At 40.5% G+C, this 14,994-nt stretch carries 12 protein-coding genes; 5 read left to right on the top strand and 7 right to left on the bottom strand.

Annotated elements, in window-relative coordinates; genetic code table 11:
- Nucleotides 1-43: 43 nt before the first annotated feature.
- Both ISP07_RS00175 and cspD read right to left on the bottom strand, forming a co-directional pair.
- Entirely contained in the window at nucleotides 44-2,266 is a 2,223-nt protein-coding gene (locus ISP07_RS00175; protein ID WP_209326432.1) for an NADP-dependent isocitrate dehydrogenase, read from the bottom strand.
- 433 nt (nucleotides 2,267-2,699) lie between these two features.
- Entirely contained in the window at nucleotides 2,700-2,915 is a 216-nt protein-coding gene (gene cspD / locus ISP07_RS00170) for a cold shock domain-containing protein CspD (protein WP_036968098.1), read from the bottom strand.
- Nucleotides 2,916-3,124: 209 nt separating this feature from the next.
- Between cspD and clpS the strand changes: the two genes are divergently transcribed.
- Together clpS and clpA are read left to right on the top strand one after the other, a co-directional pair.
- Complete coding sequence (gene clpS / locus ISP07_RS00165) at nucleotides 3,125-3,433, top strand: ATP-dependent Clp protease adapter ClpS (protein ID WP_161804337.1); 309 nt, start codon at nucleotides 3,125-3,127, stop codon at nucleotides 3,431-3,433.
- A 71-nt stretch (nucleotides 3,434-3,504) separates the two neighbouring features.
- A complete protein-coding gene (gene clpA, locus ISP07_RS00160) occupies nucleotides 3,505-5,769 on the top strand; it encodes an ATP-dependent Clp protease ATP-binding subunit ClpA (protein WP_054561665.1) in 2,265 nt (754 codons plus the stop codon).
- Nucleotides 5,770-5,943: 174 nt separating this feature from the next.
- Here clpA and infA read toward each other — a convergent pair whose 3' ends face one another.
- From infA to trxB, 4 genes are all read right to left on the bottom strand, one after another.
- Nucleotides 5,944-6,162: a translation initiation factor IF-1 gene (infA, locus tag ISP07_RS00155; RefSeq protein WP_002962494.1), complete on the bottom strand. Its 219-nt coding sequence runs from the start codon at nucleotides 6,160-6,162 to the stop codon at nucleotides 5,944-5,946.
- Nucleotides 6,163-6,252: 90 nt separating this feature from the next.
- Nucleotides 6,253-6,957 (bottom strand): arginyltransferase, encoded by a 705-nt coding sequence (locus ISP07_RS00150; RefSeq protein WP_209326431.1) that lies wholly within the window; start codon nucleotides 6,955-6,957, stop codon nucleotides 6,253-6,255.
- Complete coding sequence (gene aat, locus ISP07_RS00145) at nucleotides 6,950-7,666, bottom strand: leucyl/phenylalanyl-tRNA--protein transferase (RefSeq protein WP_166340356.1); 717 nt, start codon at nucleotides 7,664-7,666, stop codon at nucleotides 6,950-6,952. Before aat ends, ISP07_RS00150 begins: the two co-directional genes overlap by 8 nt.
- A gap of 105 nt (nucleotides 7,667-7,771) precedes the next feature.
- The gene (gene trxB / locus ISP07_RS00140) at nucleotides 7,772-8,722 is read right to left on the bottom strand and encodes a thioredoxin-disulfide reductase (RefSeq protein ID WP_054551466.1); all 951 of its coding nucleotides are present in this window, start codon (nucleotides 8,720-8,722) and stop codon (nucleotides 7,772-7,774) included.
- Between the two features lie 288 nt (nucleotides 8,723-9,010).
- On the opposite strand from trxB, the gene pssA reads away from it, so the two are divergent.
- Nucleotides 9,011-10,336 carry a CDP-diacylglycerol--serine O-phosphatidyltransferase gene (gene pssA, locus ISP07_RS00135; protein ID WP_054551465.1) on the top strand — a complete coding sequence of 442 codons (1,326 nt, stop codon included), beginning with the start codon at nucleotides 9,011-9,013 and terminating at the stop codon, nucleotides 10,334-10,336.
- A gap of 60 nt (nucleotides 10,337-10,396) precedes the next feature.
- Here pssA and ISP07_RS00130 read toward each other — a convergent pair whose 3' ends face one another.
- Nucleotides 10,397-11,140 (bottom strand): YciK family oxidoreductase, encoded by a 744-nt coding sequence (locus ISP07_RS00130; RefSeq protein ID WP_054562005.1) that lies wholly within the window; start codon nucleotides 11,138-11,140, stop codon nucleotides 10,397-10,399.
- Between the two features lie 228 nt (nucleotides 11,141-11,368).
- Between ISP07_RS00130 and ISP07_RS00125 the strand changes: the two genes are divergently transcribed.
- Nucleotides 11,369-13,801: a VolA/Pla-1 family phospholipase gene (locus ISP07_RS00125; RefSeq protein ID WP_209326430.1), complete on the top strand. Its 2,433-nt coding sequence runs from the start codon at nucleotides 11,369-11,371 to the stop codon at nucleotides 13,799-13,801.
- A 114-nt stretch (nucleotides 13,802-13,915) separates the two neighbouring features.
- The gene (gene sohB, locus ISP07_RS00120; protein WP_209326429.1) at nucleotides 13,916-14,932 is read left to right on the top strand and encodes a protease SohB; all 1,017 of its coding nucleotides are present in this window, start codon (nucleotides 13,916-13,918) and stop codon (nucleotides 14,930-14,932) included.
- Nucleotides 14,933-14,994: the final 62 nt, after the last annotated feature.

The following is a 14,994-nucleotide window of genomic DNA, read 5'->3' as shown; positions in this document are numbered from 1 at the left end:
GGTTATCAAATTGATAACCCTTTTTCGTAATCTTAGTTTGAGATTAAACTAACTTTGCTAATATATCATTAAATGTAGAGCTTGGGCGCATCGCTTTGAATGCTAACTCATCATTTGGTTGGAAGTAACCACCAACACTCATAGCAGGACCTTGTGCATCGTTTAACTCAGCAACGATTTGGTCTTTTTGAGACTCAAGATCAGCAGCAATTTGCGTGAACTGTGCTTTTAATTCCGCGTCATCATTTTGTGCAGCAAGTTCTTGTGCCCAGAATAATGAAAGGAAGAAGTGCGAACCACGGTTATCAATCTCTTTCACTTTACGTGAAGGTGATTTGTTTTCCGCTAGGAAAGTACCTGTCGCTTTATCAAGCGTATCAGCAAGTACTTGCGCTTTCTTATTACCAGCATTAACTGCTAAGTGCTCTAAAGAAGCCGCTAGTGCTAAGAATTCACCTAATGAATCCCAACGTAAGTGGTTTTCTTTTTCGAATTGTTGAACGTGCTTAGGCGCAGAACCACCGGCACCTGTTTCGAATAAACCACCACCATTCATAAGTGGTACGATTGAAAGCATTTTAGCACTTGTACCAAGCTCAAGGATTGGGAATAAATCAGTTAGGTAGTCACGTAGTACGTTACCAGTTACTGAAATAGTGTCTTTACCTTCCTTGATGCGCTCTAAAGAGAATTTAGTTGCTTCAACAGGTGCTAAAATGTGGATTTCAAGACCATCAGTATCGTGGTTTGGCAGATACGCGTTAACTTTTTTGATTAACTCAGCATCGTGTGCACGGTTTTCGTCTAACCAGAAAACTGCTGGCGTACCCGTTGCGCGAGCGCGGTTAACAGCAAGTTTAACCCAATCTTGAATTGGTGCGTCTTTCACCTGACACATACGCCAGATATCGCCTTGCTCAACAGCATGCTCAAGTAAAGTTGTACCAGCTGTGTCTACAACACGGATTGTACCAGCTGCTGCTACTTCGAACGTTTTGTCGTGTGAACCGTACTCTTCAGCTTTTTGAGCCATAAGACCAACGTTAGGTACGCTACCCATAGTTGTTGGATCGAATGCACCATTTTCTTTACAGAAATCGATAGTTGCTTGGTAAACACCTGAGTAACAACGATCTGGAATGACAAAGCTAGTGTCTTGTAATTTACCTTCGCTATTCCACATTTGACCGCTAGAACGGATTGCAGCAGGCATTGATGCATCGATGATCACATCACTTGGTACGTGAAGGTTAGTGATACCACGGTCAGAATCAACCATTGCAATAGCAGGGTTGTTGTCGTATACCGCTTGGATATCCGCTTCGATTTCAGCTTTCTTAGCTGCATCTAGGCTTTCGATTTTTGAGAATACATCACCAAAGCCGTTGTTTACGTCAACATCTAGTTCTTTGAAAAGATCAGCGTGTTTTGTGAAAACGTCTTTGAAGAAAACTTTTACAGCGTGACCGAAGATGATTGGGTCAGACACTTTCATCATCGTTGCTTTCATATGTAATGAGAACAACACGCCTTTGTCTTTTGCTGCTTGAATTTCTTTTGCAAGGAAAGCTTGAAGCTTAGCAGCACTCATACGCGAAGCGTCAATTACTTCACCTGCTAGTAATGGTGTGCTTGCTTTAAGAACTGTGATGTCACCATTTTCAGCAACATGCTCGATACGCACATCAGTTGCTTCTGCAACAGTGACTGATTGCTCTGAACCGAAGAAGTCACCGTCTTCCATGCTAGCAACGTAAGACTGCGAATCTTTGCTCCATGCGCCCATTGAGTGTGGATTGTTACGCGCATATTCTTTTACTGAACCAGGAGCACGACGGTCAGAGTTACCTTCACGAAGAACAGGGTTTACAGCAGAACCTTTGATTTTGTCGTAAGTTGCTTTAACTTTCTTTTCTTCATCAGTTTTTGGCTCTGAAGGGTAGTCAGGTAGTGCGTAACCTTTTTCTTGTAACTCTTTGATTACTGCACGTAGCTGAGGGATAGAAGCACTGATATTAGGTAGTTTGATAATGTTAGCTTCAGGTGTTTTAGCCATTTCACCTAATTCTGCAAGTGCATCATCAATACGTTGATCTTCAGTTAAGTACTCAGGGAAGTTTGCAATTACACGACCCGCTAATGAAATATCGCGAGTTTCAACTTCAACACCAGCAGCGTTTGTATACGCTTGGATGATTGGTAACAATGAATACGTCGCAAGAGCTGGCGCTTCATCTGTTTTAGTATAGATAATTTTTGATGTCATCATCATTCCTAGATAGTTGGCGTAATGTTTGGTAATGACTGCTAACAGTAACCCTTAATTAGCCATATTCAACAATGCAATAGATAGCTTTGAATTACCAAGCTTTAGGTGCCTTGATAAAACAACAGCAAGCAGTCTGTTAGCTGTTGCCACTCAATACAAAGTATTAAAATAACCACAGCTGACAGACTGTAAAATTCTTATAGCTCAAATAAGCAAATCATGAAATTAGCCAAAAGCCTTACGTCAAAATGACGAAAAAGCTAAATTTAAGCAACAAGAGTGTAACAAGCTTGGCTCTAAAGGGCTAATAACAATTAATCAATTGGGGTAAACAAATGGAATTTCAAGGTAAGTGTAAGGATAAATTTTAGTGGAAGAGTAAGCGAGGAACTTAACAAGGTCGCTCGCTTGATACTCGCATAGGTTTTACCTAAGAGATTTCATCGTTAGGCGCAATATTCGTTGCGTGTAACCCTTTTGGACCTTGTTGCAATTCGAATGTTACATCTTGACCAGCTTTAAGTGTTTTATAACCGTCCATTACAATCGTTGAGTAATGAGCGAAGATATCAGTCTCGCTGCCGTCTTCTACGATGAAGCCAAAACCTTTGGCATTGTTGAACCATTTGACTTTTCCACAAGCCATACTTCTACATCCTTCTATAAGTTGACTAATTTAGTTATTCTAAACCGTGTAATTTGCTAGACTGACTAATGATTAATCAATCTATATTTGACTGTAGTTTATTTAGCCAGTCAGTCAAGTGTTTTAGACTATTTTTTAACAATTTATTTATTTTTTTATTCAAGTTTGCTTGAGTTCTAAAGACAAGACTATATTTAATTATGAGTGGCATGAAAGATTCTGGTGTTATTGAAACGGTTCGCGATAGTGAAAAGCAAAAATTGCAACCACCGCGAAAATATAAAGTCATTTTAAATAATGATGATTACACGCCTATGGACTTTGTGATAGAAGTACTAATGACGTTTTTTAATATGGATAGCGATAGAGCAACAGATGTGATGCTTCAAGTTCATCATAATGGTAAAGCGATATGCGGTGTTTACAGCGCCGATGTAGCTCATACCAAAGCTGAACAAGTTAATCGTTACGCACGAGACAACGAGCATCCACTGCTATGTAGTTGTGAGCAGGAATAAATACCAAGGTAGGGTGAACTAATTAGCCCGTCACAACGGTATATAAATATTATCTCAGTAAGGGGTTGCCAATGCTAAACAAAGACTTAGAACTAACCTTAAATGCGGCGTTTCGCGAAGCGAGAACACGTCGTCATGAATTTATGACCGTCGAGCATCTTTTACTTGCACTGCTCGATAACCCTTCTGCTGGGGAAGCGCTTAACGCCTGCGGCGTAGATATGGGCGCATTAAAAGTCGAATTATCAGATTTTATTGACGAAACAACACCGGTTATTCCTGATCTTGAGGAAGACAGAGAAACACAACCGACGTTAGGTTTTCAGCGTGTATTACAGCGCGCTGTATTTCACGTGCAGTCATCAGGCAAAAACGAAGTTACTGGCGTAAATGTGCTAGTGGCAATTTTTTCTGAACAAGAGAGCCAAGCAGTTTATTTACTTAAAAAATCAGATGTTAATCGTTTAGATATTGTTAACTTCATTTCGCATGGTATTTCTAAAACAGATGACGACATTGGCGGTGAAGATCACGATGACATTCATGAAGAAGTGCAAGAAGTGCAAGGTGAAGAGCCAACTAAGCTTGAAAACTTCACGACCAACCTGAATCAACAGGCCATTGATGGCAATATTGACCCATTAGTGGGCCGCGACAACGAAGTTGAACGCACAGTACAAGTGTTATGTCGTCGTAAAAAAAATAACCCGCTATTGGTTGGTGAAGCAGGGGTGGGTAAAACAGCCATAGCTGAAGGCTTAGCTTATCGTATTGTAAACAAAGAAGTACCTGAAGTGATTGCCGATGCAGTGGTCTACTCACTCGATATGGGCGCGTTATTAGCGGGTACTAAATACCGTGGCGACTTCGAAAAACGTTTCAAATCGCTACTTAAAGAGTTACAGGCTAAACCAGGTTCAATTTTATTTATTGATGAAATTCATACCATCATTGGCGCCGGTGCAGCATCGGGCGGGGTAATGGATGCATCGAACCTAATCAAACCGCTACTTTCAAGTGGTAAACTGCGCTGCATGGGCTCGACTACTTATAATGAGTTCAAGAATATCTTTGAAAAAGACCGTGCGCTAGTGCGTCGTTTCCAAAAAATTGATGTGCTTGAACCAAGTGTGGCTGATACCACGAAGATTCTTAACGGCTTAAAAGAGCGTTACGAAGAGCACCATGGTATTCGTTACACACAAAAAGCATTGAAAGCAGCTGCAGAACTTAGTGCTAAATACATAAATGAACGTCACTTACCAGACAAGGCTATTGATGTTATTGATGAGGCTGGTGCTAATCAACGTTTACAGCCTGTTTCTAAGCGTAAGAAAACAATTGGCGTGGCTGATATCGAGCTAATTGTATCTAAGATGGCGCGTATTCCTCAGCAAAGCGTTTCATCTAGCGATAAAGAGACGCTTAAAAACCTTGACCGTAACCTGAAAATGCTAGTGTTTGGTCAAGACCAATCAATCGATGCGTTGACTTCAGCAATTCGTTTATCGCGCTCTGGTCTTGCTAACGAAGACAAACCAGTGGGTTCGTTCTTATTTGCAGGCCCAACAGGGGTTGGTAAAACAGAAGTCACTAAGCAGCTTGCTAAGTGTATGGGTGTTGAGTTTATTCGCTTTGATATGTCTGAATACGTTGAACGTCATGCGGTCAGTCGTCTAATTGGTGCACCTCCTGGCTATGTTGGTTTTGAGCAAGGTGGTTTGTTAACTGAAGCGGTAATTAAAAACCCGCATGCAGTTGTACTACTGGACGAAATTGAAAAAGCACATTCAGATATTTACAACATTCTACTGCAAGTAATGGATCACGGTACACTTACTGATAACAACGGCCGTAAAGCCGATTTCAGAAATGTTGTATTGGTGATGACGACGAATGCGGGTGTTCAAGAGACTGTACGTAAGTCGATTGGTTTTACCGAACAAGACCATTCTCATGATGCGATGAGTGAAATCAACAAAGTGTTTTCACCTGAGTTTAGAAACCGCTTAGATAATATCATTTGGTTTAATCACCTTGAGAAAGAGATTATCTTGCAAGTGGTTGATAAGTTCATTGTTGAGTTACAAGCGCAACTTGATAAGAAGTCGGTTAACCTTGAACTTACATCCAAAGCAAGAGAGTGGTTGGCAGATAAAGGCTATGATAAAGCGATGGGTGCACGCCCAATGGCGCGTGTTATTCAAGATGAGCTTAAAAAGCCGCTGGCAAATGCAATCTTGTTTGGTGAGCTAGCCGATGGTGGTTCGGTTAAAGTATCTGTGAAAGATAAGAAAATCCACTTTGACTTTGAAACTAGCCTAGAAACAGCTTAAGTTGTTTTTAGCTAAAAACAAAAAGCCCAGCAATTGCTGGGCTTTTTGTTTATTAAATGGAATTAAAACTAAATTAGTTTTAACACCATTTAACAAACGCTTTTAGCTCTTTGTAATAAACACACCTGCTCATTCAAAGCAGCAAAAAGCTAAATCTCTCGTTAACGCACTAACTTAGCGAGCACGGAATACGATGCGACCTTTCGATAAATCGTAAGGAGTCATTTCTACGGTTACTTTGTCGCCAGTTAAGATGCGGATGTAGTTTTTGCGCATTTTACCAGAGATATGAGCCACAACAACGTGACCATTTTCTAGCTCAACTCGGAACATTGTATTTGGTAAAGTATCAAGGACCGTACCTTGCATTTCGATTACGTCTTCTTTCGCCATGTTTAGCGTAACACCTCTTTAATAGTTAAACGCTGCAGATTTTGCCGAAAATACAGCAATAAGTAAAGCTACAGGGCTCAATTTTGTAAATTAAATCGCCAACCACTCGTCGCCAATGTGCTTTTGTGCAGGCAAAAATTGGGTTTTATATTTCATTTTAGTGCATTCGTCGATTTGGTAACCTAAATAGACAAATTGTTTTGCTTGTTGTTTTGCAAATTTAATTTGCTCCATGATCATGATGCTACCAATACTGTATTGCTCATAATCGGGATCAAAAAAGGTATAAATCGCTGATAGGGCATTGGTCATGCAATCGGTTACCGCAACGGCAACTAATTTATCGCCATCTCTTAACTCTATGAACGTAACGGGTAGCCACTGGCAAAACAAAAAGCTTTCGTACTGACTTTGATCAGGCGGAAACATTGAACCATCTTGATGCCTTTGCGTGATGTATTTGCAATATAACGGGTAATATTCTGCGCGCTCGTATTCACTATAACTAACGGTGAAAACTTTTTTCGCTTTATTTAATTTGCGCTTTTGCGATTTTGAAGGAGTAAATTGTTGGGCTAAAACGCGCACTGAATTACAGGCATTACATATAGGGCAATGAGGACGATAGATTTGGTCGCCACTGCGTCTAAAGCCTAATGCTAATAATTGTTCAAATTTATCAGGGCAATAACAACTCGGATCAAGTATAACAAGTAGTTGTTCCTGACGGTCGGGTAAATAACTGCAATCAAATTGCTGGCTTAAACCAAGCCTAGCGGGTAAGTGCTCAGTCATAAATATTAATCAACTCTTGTGGTTGCCACATATCTTTTTTAGGCACATAACTGTGTGCTAATTTAAGTCTAGTTAAAAATTCCTCGCGTGGGATAACTTTTGCACCTAAAGTGATTAAATAAGGGTTTTCTAGTTGGCAATCAATAAAATGGGCTTGATGTTTGTTAAGCCAATTTACTAATGCCCACATCGCCAGTTTCGAACCATTACTGACTTGATGGAACATTGATTCACCACAAAAAATACCGTTTTGCATAATGCCATACAGACCTGCAACGAGTTCATCTTCATGCCAAATCTCAAGACTGTGTGCTAACCCCTGATGGTGCGCTTCAATATAGGCATGCATCATTTGCTCTGTGATCCAGGTACCTTCAGCATCGATACGTTGCTCACGGCAAGCATTGATAACATGGGCAAATGCGTGATTTATGGTGACACGCACAGGAAAACGCTTCAAATGCTTTTTTAAGCTACGACTGACATGAAATTCATTTAGCTCAATAACGCCGCGCATGCTAGGTGACCACCACATGATGGGCTCATAGTCACTAAACCAAGGAAAAACACCTGTGTTATAGGCATTTTTAATGCGTTCAACTGATAAATCACCGCCAATTGCTAGCAGGCCATCGGGCTCATCAAGAGCGAGTTCTGGGTCTGGAAAATCAACAGTCTCGGGCGAGAGTTGGTACAGTTGCTTGATCATATCAGCTTGTCGTTGTTCTTTGTTCTGATTTTAACAAAATTTTAGCTATAAAAAAGGGGCTGTTTTACAACAGCCCCCAGTATTTAGTGCTTTAGATCAACTAACTTATAGGTTATCTAAAAAGCGTTCAGCATCAAGTGCAGCCATACAGCCAGTACCTGCTGATGTGATTGCTTGGCGATAAATGTGATCAGACACGTCACCTGCAGCAAATACACCTGGTACACTTGTTTGTGTTGCGTTACCGTTTAAACCAGATTGAACAACTAAATAGCCGTCTTTCATTTCTAGCTGACCTTCAAACATGTCAGTGTTTGGCTTGTGGCCAATTGCAATGAATACACCGGCAAGATCTAAGTTTTCTGTTTCTTCAGAATCAGTTGCTTTAATACGGATGCCAGTAACGCCCATTTCATCACCAAGCACTTCATCTAATGTGCGGTTGTAATGTAAAACAACGTTACCGTTTTCAGCTTTTTCTTTTAAACGATCAGCTAAGATCTTCTCACTGCGGAAGCTGTCACGACGGTGGATAACGTGAACTTCATCAGCGATATTTGATAAGTAAAGTGCTTCTTCAACAGCAGTGTTACCACCGCCTACAACCGCTACTTTTTGACCACGGTAGAAGAAACCATCACAGGTTGCGCAAGCAGAAACACCACGACCTTGGAAGTTTGTTTCTGATTCTAAACCTAAGTATTTAGCTGACGCGCCAGTTGCGATAATTAATGCATCACATGTATATGTGCCAGAGTCACCAGTTAAAGTGAAAGGGCGCTTTGAAACATCAACTTTATTAATGTGATCAAAAACGATTTCAGTTTCGAAACGTTCAGCATGCTCTTTCATACGGTCCATTAATGCTGGACCTGTTAAACCGTGTGCATCGCCAGGCCAGTTTTCAACTTCAGTGGTTGTCGTTAATTGACCACCTTGCTGAATACCAGTGATAAGAACAGGGTTAAGGTTAGCACGGGCTGCGTATACCGCTGCCGTGTAGCCCGCAGGGCCAGAACCTAAGATTAATAGTTTACAGTGTTTTGCGTCACTCATGGTTTTTCCTAAAAACGTTTCAATACGATGTCTATGCGCCCGATTCTAAGAAAAAAAAGGCGGAAGTAAACAAAAGCCCCGATTATTTTTTTAGTCAAATTGCGAAGCTGTCAAATAATCCTTACTTAATGCAATTTAAACACCTCTTTTTGTTCATAAAACAGGCTAATTACAAATTGTTCTGTAATCAAAGTACGGTAATTCATGACCAAGCAATTTTTTTTTGGTATGTTTTAACTAATTTTGATATTAGCTCATGGTATGAGCTAACTAAACTAACAGGCAATTATGGTATTTTGGCAGGAAAAGCCCGCTTTTGGGCTGACTACAGAAGACGTACAGGTCTTAACCAATGCAAAAGAGTATCGCACTGAACTATTGCGTTTAATTGGTTCAGCGAAAAAAAGAATTTATATTACTGCTTTGTATTTGCAAGATGATGAAGCAGGACGAGAAATATTGACTGCGTTACATCAGGCATCACTTGCTAATCCAGAGTTAGAAGTAAAAGTACTCGTTGATTTTCACCGAGCTCAACGTGGTTTAATTGGTGCAGCTAAGTCTGATGGCAATGCCAGCATGTATTGTGATTTTCAAGAGCAGTATCAATCAAATGTGAAAGTACATGGTGTTCCTGTAAAAGCCAAAGAGCTTTTCGGGGTACTGCATTTAAAAGGTTTTGTGATTGACGACACCTTATTATACAGCGGCGCAAGCTTAAATAATGTATATCTTCAGCAAGATGACCGTTATCGTTTAGACCGTTACTTCTTAGTTCACCAAGCTGGATTATGTAATTCGGTCATCGAATTTATAGAAACACATCTGTTAAGCTCAGTTGCCGTGCCGCGAATTGATATGCGTCCACTGATACAATTTAATGATATTAAAGTGGCGCAAAAGCAATTGATGCGTGAACTTAAATCTGCAAGTTACGAAAGCGCTGCAGAAGCCAGTGCCGGTGAGTTGGGCGTGCGTTTATTTTTAGGTTTAGGGCGTAGAAGTAATAAGCTGAACCGTTTAATTAAATCGTTATTCGATACCACTGAGCAAGAGCTCGTTCTTTATACCCCTTACTTTAACTTTCCTGCACCATTAATGCGTTCATTACGCCGTTTATTAAAGCAAGGTAAGCAGGTAACTATTGTGGTAGGGGATAAAACTGCCAATGACTTTTATCTGCCGCCAAGTGAGCCGTTTAGTAAGATAGGTGCATTACCTTATTTATACGAAACCATTTTGTATAAGTTTTTAAAGTCACAAAAACGCCACATCAGTAATGGTAATTTGAATGTTTACCTTTGGAAGCACGAGAGTAACTCGTTCCACTTGAAGGGGATTTGTTCGGATAAGCGATTACACTTATTAAGTGGGCACAATTTAAATCCACGGGCATGGGGCTTAGATATCGAAAATGGTATTTTAATTGACGACCCTAAGCAGCATATCCTTGAACAAATAGAAAACGAAAAACAAGCTATATTAAAGCACTGTCGACGTTTAACAGGCCCACAAGACTTAGAAACGATGAATGACTATCCTGCGCCGGTTAAAAAGCTATTGGGGCAGGCTAAACGTGTAAAAGTTGATTTTATTATCAAACGCTTCATTTAATCGAAAAATTAAAAAAGCAGCGAAAGCTGCTTTTTTTGTGTCTAGATATTAGTTTCGGGCTTATTTTTGTTGAGCATCTAAAGACTGACCATTCACTTCTTTAGAGTCGTCGCTCATCAAGTATAAATATGTTGGCATTAAATCTTCAGGTGTTGCTAACTTATCTCTATCTTCACCAGGGTATGCAGATGCACGCATCGATGTGCGGGTAGCACCTGGGTTAATACAGTTTACGCGAATATTGGTTTTACCCACTTCACAAGCCCACGTTTGCATCATACCTTCAACAGCAAATTTTGAGATTGCATACGCACCCCAGTGTTCACGGCCTTGGCGACCAACACCTGACGAAGTAAAAATAACAGATGCACTGTCAGATTTACGAAGCAGAGGGAACATGAATTTAGTGATCATCGCTTGTGCAGTTACATTCACTTTCATGATGTTTTCAAAGGTTGATACACAGAAGTGCTCAAGTGGACCTAATGAACCTAAAATACCTGCATTATTAAGTAAGCCGTCTAACTTACCGAACTGCATTTCGATGGTTGCAGCTAAGTCACGGTAGTTTTGCTTTGTGGCACCTTTTAAATCCATTGGCACAATAGCCGGTTGTGGATAGCCAGCGTTTACAATTTCATCGTAAACACATTCAAGCTTATTGGTTGTTTTTCCGAGTAAAATAACAGTGGCACCATGCTTAGCATAAGTTAGTGCGGCAACACGACCAATGCCGTCACCAGCACCTGTTATTAAAATTACTTTGTCTTTTAGCGCATTCTCTGCGGCTTTATAAGTATGCATAAACGTACCATCGATTAAGTTTTTTACTATTTTACCATAGCAAAAAGCCAAGTTATCGAATTTATTGCAAATTAAGGTGGCGAAAATTGAAACTTTACGTTAAGTTTAACTGGTCTAATGTCTCATTAATAACCTAATTACATTAAATTAACTTAGAATGAAGGTAGTAGAACCACTACTTTTAACTTTGAACACACAATAACAATAAGATTTGCGCGGAGCGAAATTATGAAAAAACTGCTACTCTCACTAGCCATTGCGTCAGCCATTACTGGCTGTGGTGGAGGAGAAACATTAGAAGATGTAAAAAATGATAATCCTCCGGTTCTCCCAACCGCGACAGTAAAATTTGACCCAGCGAATAGTGTTATCTCAGTGCCGAATGATTTACTTATGAGTGGTACGCTTGATGGTACTTTAAATATGCCGGGTGAATTAGACGAAGACAATGTTAGTGTTGACCGTGCGGCCTATGCTGATCCACAACTTGCACTTGGTGCGCTTGATGGTTGGTCTACGCAAACTCCGTTTAAAATTGACTTAACTTTTCCTTCGGGTATCTCTCTTGATATGACATCTGCTGCTTCACCAGGCTCTGTGCGTATTTTTGAAGTTGTTATGGGTGCAAGCCAAACAGACGAAACCTGTTCACAAGTACCAGCTGGTATCGCTTGTAAATTAGTGTCTGAACTTACTTTCGGTGTTGACTTTATCACACAAGGTTCTGGTGATGCGGTTGCTGTGATCCCACTTAAGCCATTTAAAGCTGGCAGCACTTACATTAATGTTTTGACAACGTCATTAATGGACTCAGAAGGGCGCTCAATTGAGCCTTCTTCAACTTATGCACTCGTGAGCGAAGAAGCAACACTTATTACCGACTCACAAAAGTCACTTCAAGCGGTTATCAATAGCTATGAAAACGCAGTGACATCAGGTGGTGCAATCACAAAAGATGAAATCATTTACTCAGCAGCGATGACAATGCAATCAGCAGGTCAAGTGCTTGGAACAGTTAAGCAGCTTCTTGCTGCAAGTTTAACCCAAGATGCACTGCCGACGCCTATGGTGCAAATTCCTGATCAACCCGTTATTACCGTTGAGCAAGTATTTGCATCACAAGGTATTACTGGTGTGTCACCTGTGTTTGGTGGTGTGCAGTATCAAAAAGGTAGCGTAATGTTACCTATGTATTTAGCTACACCAACTGGCACAACGGTTGATGATTTATCTGCGACTTACTGGCAAGGTTTATGTGATAGCGGTGTTGCGGTACTAGGTTATGCAGCCGCAGCGGGTGATTCATTCCCAACAGACCCTATTAGCGAAACTGATGGCCTGTGTATGGCGTTAAGTGAAGGCAAGTTACGTGATTTAGGTTTAGACCAAACTAAACACTTAACTAAGTACAACACAATTCCAAAAACACAAAGTATTGCTAATGTGCCAGTACAAATTACTAAACCAATTTTACCTGTAATTAATGCAGTGCGAGCTCAGCTCGGCTTAGACGCATTGAGCATGCCTGAGACAGGCTGGCCAGTTGTTATCCTTCAGCACGGCATTACTTCTAAAAAAGAAGATATGTTAGCCATTACTGCACAATTAACACTGCAAGGCTTTGCAACAGCTGCAATCGATCATCCTATGCATGGTGAGCGTGGTGTAGATGTAGATGGCGACGGTACTGACGACTTTAATGCCTCTACTGGTTCTGTATTAAGCTATATGAACTTACAGTCATTATTAGTAGCGCGTGATAGCTTACGTCAATCAGTTGCTGATTTACTTGGTTTACGTTTGGGTCTTAACTTTACCGGTGCTGCTGATTTAAATGCGCAAGATGTATCATTCTTAGGTCATTCATTAGGCTCGGTAGTTGCCCCAGCATTTGTTGCTGTTACTAATGCACCGCTAGCTGACCAAGTTGATCCAATGTTCAACGTTAAAAGCGTAGCACTTGCCAGTGGCGGCGGTGGTATCGCAAGTTTCTTAATTGAGTCAAATACATTTGGCCCATTTGTTCAAGGCTCTGTATTACTTGCAGCCGGTACAGCTGAATCTGCTGAGTTTGGTGCTTATGCTCAAAATGAAGCGTTATCAAATTGTGGCGTGCTATTACCAGACCAAACTAAATTTGTCACATGTGCTTATAAAGAGTACGTTGGTTCACTAACAGTGGCAGGCGAAACAGAAAAGCTAGCAAACATTCAAAGTGTGGTTACTCAATTTGCTTTTGCTGCACAAACAGCACTTGATAGTGGCGACCCGTCAAATTATGCAGCCTCTGTTGCAGCGCTTGGCACGCCAGTGTACATGAGTGTAGTGGTTGGCGATGGTGCTAACAACAATGCTGATATGGTTATTCCACCAATGGTGGCGAGCAACCCAATTGCTGGTAGCTTACCTCTTGCTAACCTAATGGGCTTATCAACTGTTGCAGAAACTCAAGGCCCGACTGCTGATGCAATGAGCTATGTGGTTAAATTCACGAAAGGCCATCACAGCTCTGTATTATCACCTGCAGCGACAGAAGATTCAGGTGCTACTGCTGAGGAAAGTGCAGCAGCAACAGCAGAAATGCAATTACAAATTGCGACTTTCTTAGCAAGTCGTGGGCAGTATCTTCAAGTTACAAACACAGAAGTTGTTACTGAATAATTAAATGCTATTAATTACGTAATAACCAATTAAGTAAAAAGCCACATCATGTGGCTTTTTTTTGCTTTAAAGCGTGGTAAATTGTGCCGAAGTATTAATAAATGGAGAGTTTGATTGGAATTTTTATATGAATACGGGTTGTTTTTTGCAAAGACCCTGACATTTGTCATCGCAATTGCAGTGATTGTTGCCATTATCATGGGCGCAGCAGTGAAACCAAAAGCGAAGAAAGGGGAGATAACAATTGATGATTTAAGTGAGCAACTTGATGATCTAAAACAAAGCTTTATCGAAAATACCCTTTCTAAAAAAGAGCTCAAGGCTCATCAAAAACAGCAAAAAACTGAGGCTAAAAAACGGCAAAACGACGAGCCTAAATCGCGTTTATATGTTATTGATTTCAATGGCAGTGTTGATGCCCATGAAGTCGAAAGTCTTCGCGAAGAAATTACCGCTATTTTAACCATTGCTGACAAAGAAAAAGACCGCGTACTGGTTCGCCTTGAAAGTGGTGGAGGTGTGGTGCACGGCTATGGCCTTGCTGCTTCTCAACTGCAACGCTTACGTAATGCAGGAATTCATTTGACTGTTGCTATTGATAAAGTAGCAGCAAGTGGTGGTTATATGATGGCGTGTGTGGCCAATGAGATTGTTGCAGCACCTTTTGCAATTGTTGGCTCGATAGGTGTTATTGCGCAAATTCCTAACTTTAATAAAATCTTGAAAAAGAATGATGTTGATTTTGAGCAAATCACTGCCGGTGAATACAAGCGTACGCTAACTATCTTTGGTGAAAATACCGATAAAGGTCGTGAAAAATTCAAAGAAGAAATTGAACAAACCCACGGTTTATTTAAAACCTTTGTGAGTGAGCAACGTCCATCTCTAGATATTGATACTGTTGCAACAGGTGAACATTGGTTTGCTACTCAAGCGTTTGATAAAGGTTTAGTTGATAAGATTGAAACAAGTGATGACATTTTATTGAGTCAAGCTAAAGAACGTCAAATCTTTAAAGTAAAATACCGTATTAAGAAGAATTTAAGCGATAAGCTCGCCGTCGGATTAAGTTCAGCGGTAAGTAAAGCGGGAGTGACTTTAATGTCTCGTTTAAAAGGCTTAAACCCTTAAATTTAAAAACATGAAAGTAGTATAAAAAACCCGCTTATTATTTAGCGGGTTTTTTTATGAGT

The sequence above is a fragment of the Pseudoalteromonas sp. PA2MD11 genome (genome assembly GCF_017808125.1).
GTDB lineage: Bacteria > Pseudomonadota > Gammaproteobacteria > Enterobacterales > Alteromonadaceae > Pseudoalteromonas > Pseudoalteromonas simplex.
Note: the sequence above shows the minus strand (reverse complement) of the source record. Positions and strands in the feature narration are given on the sequence as shown.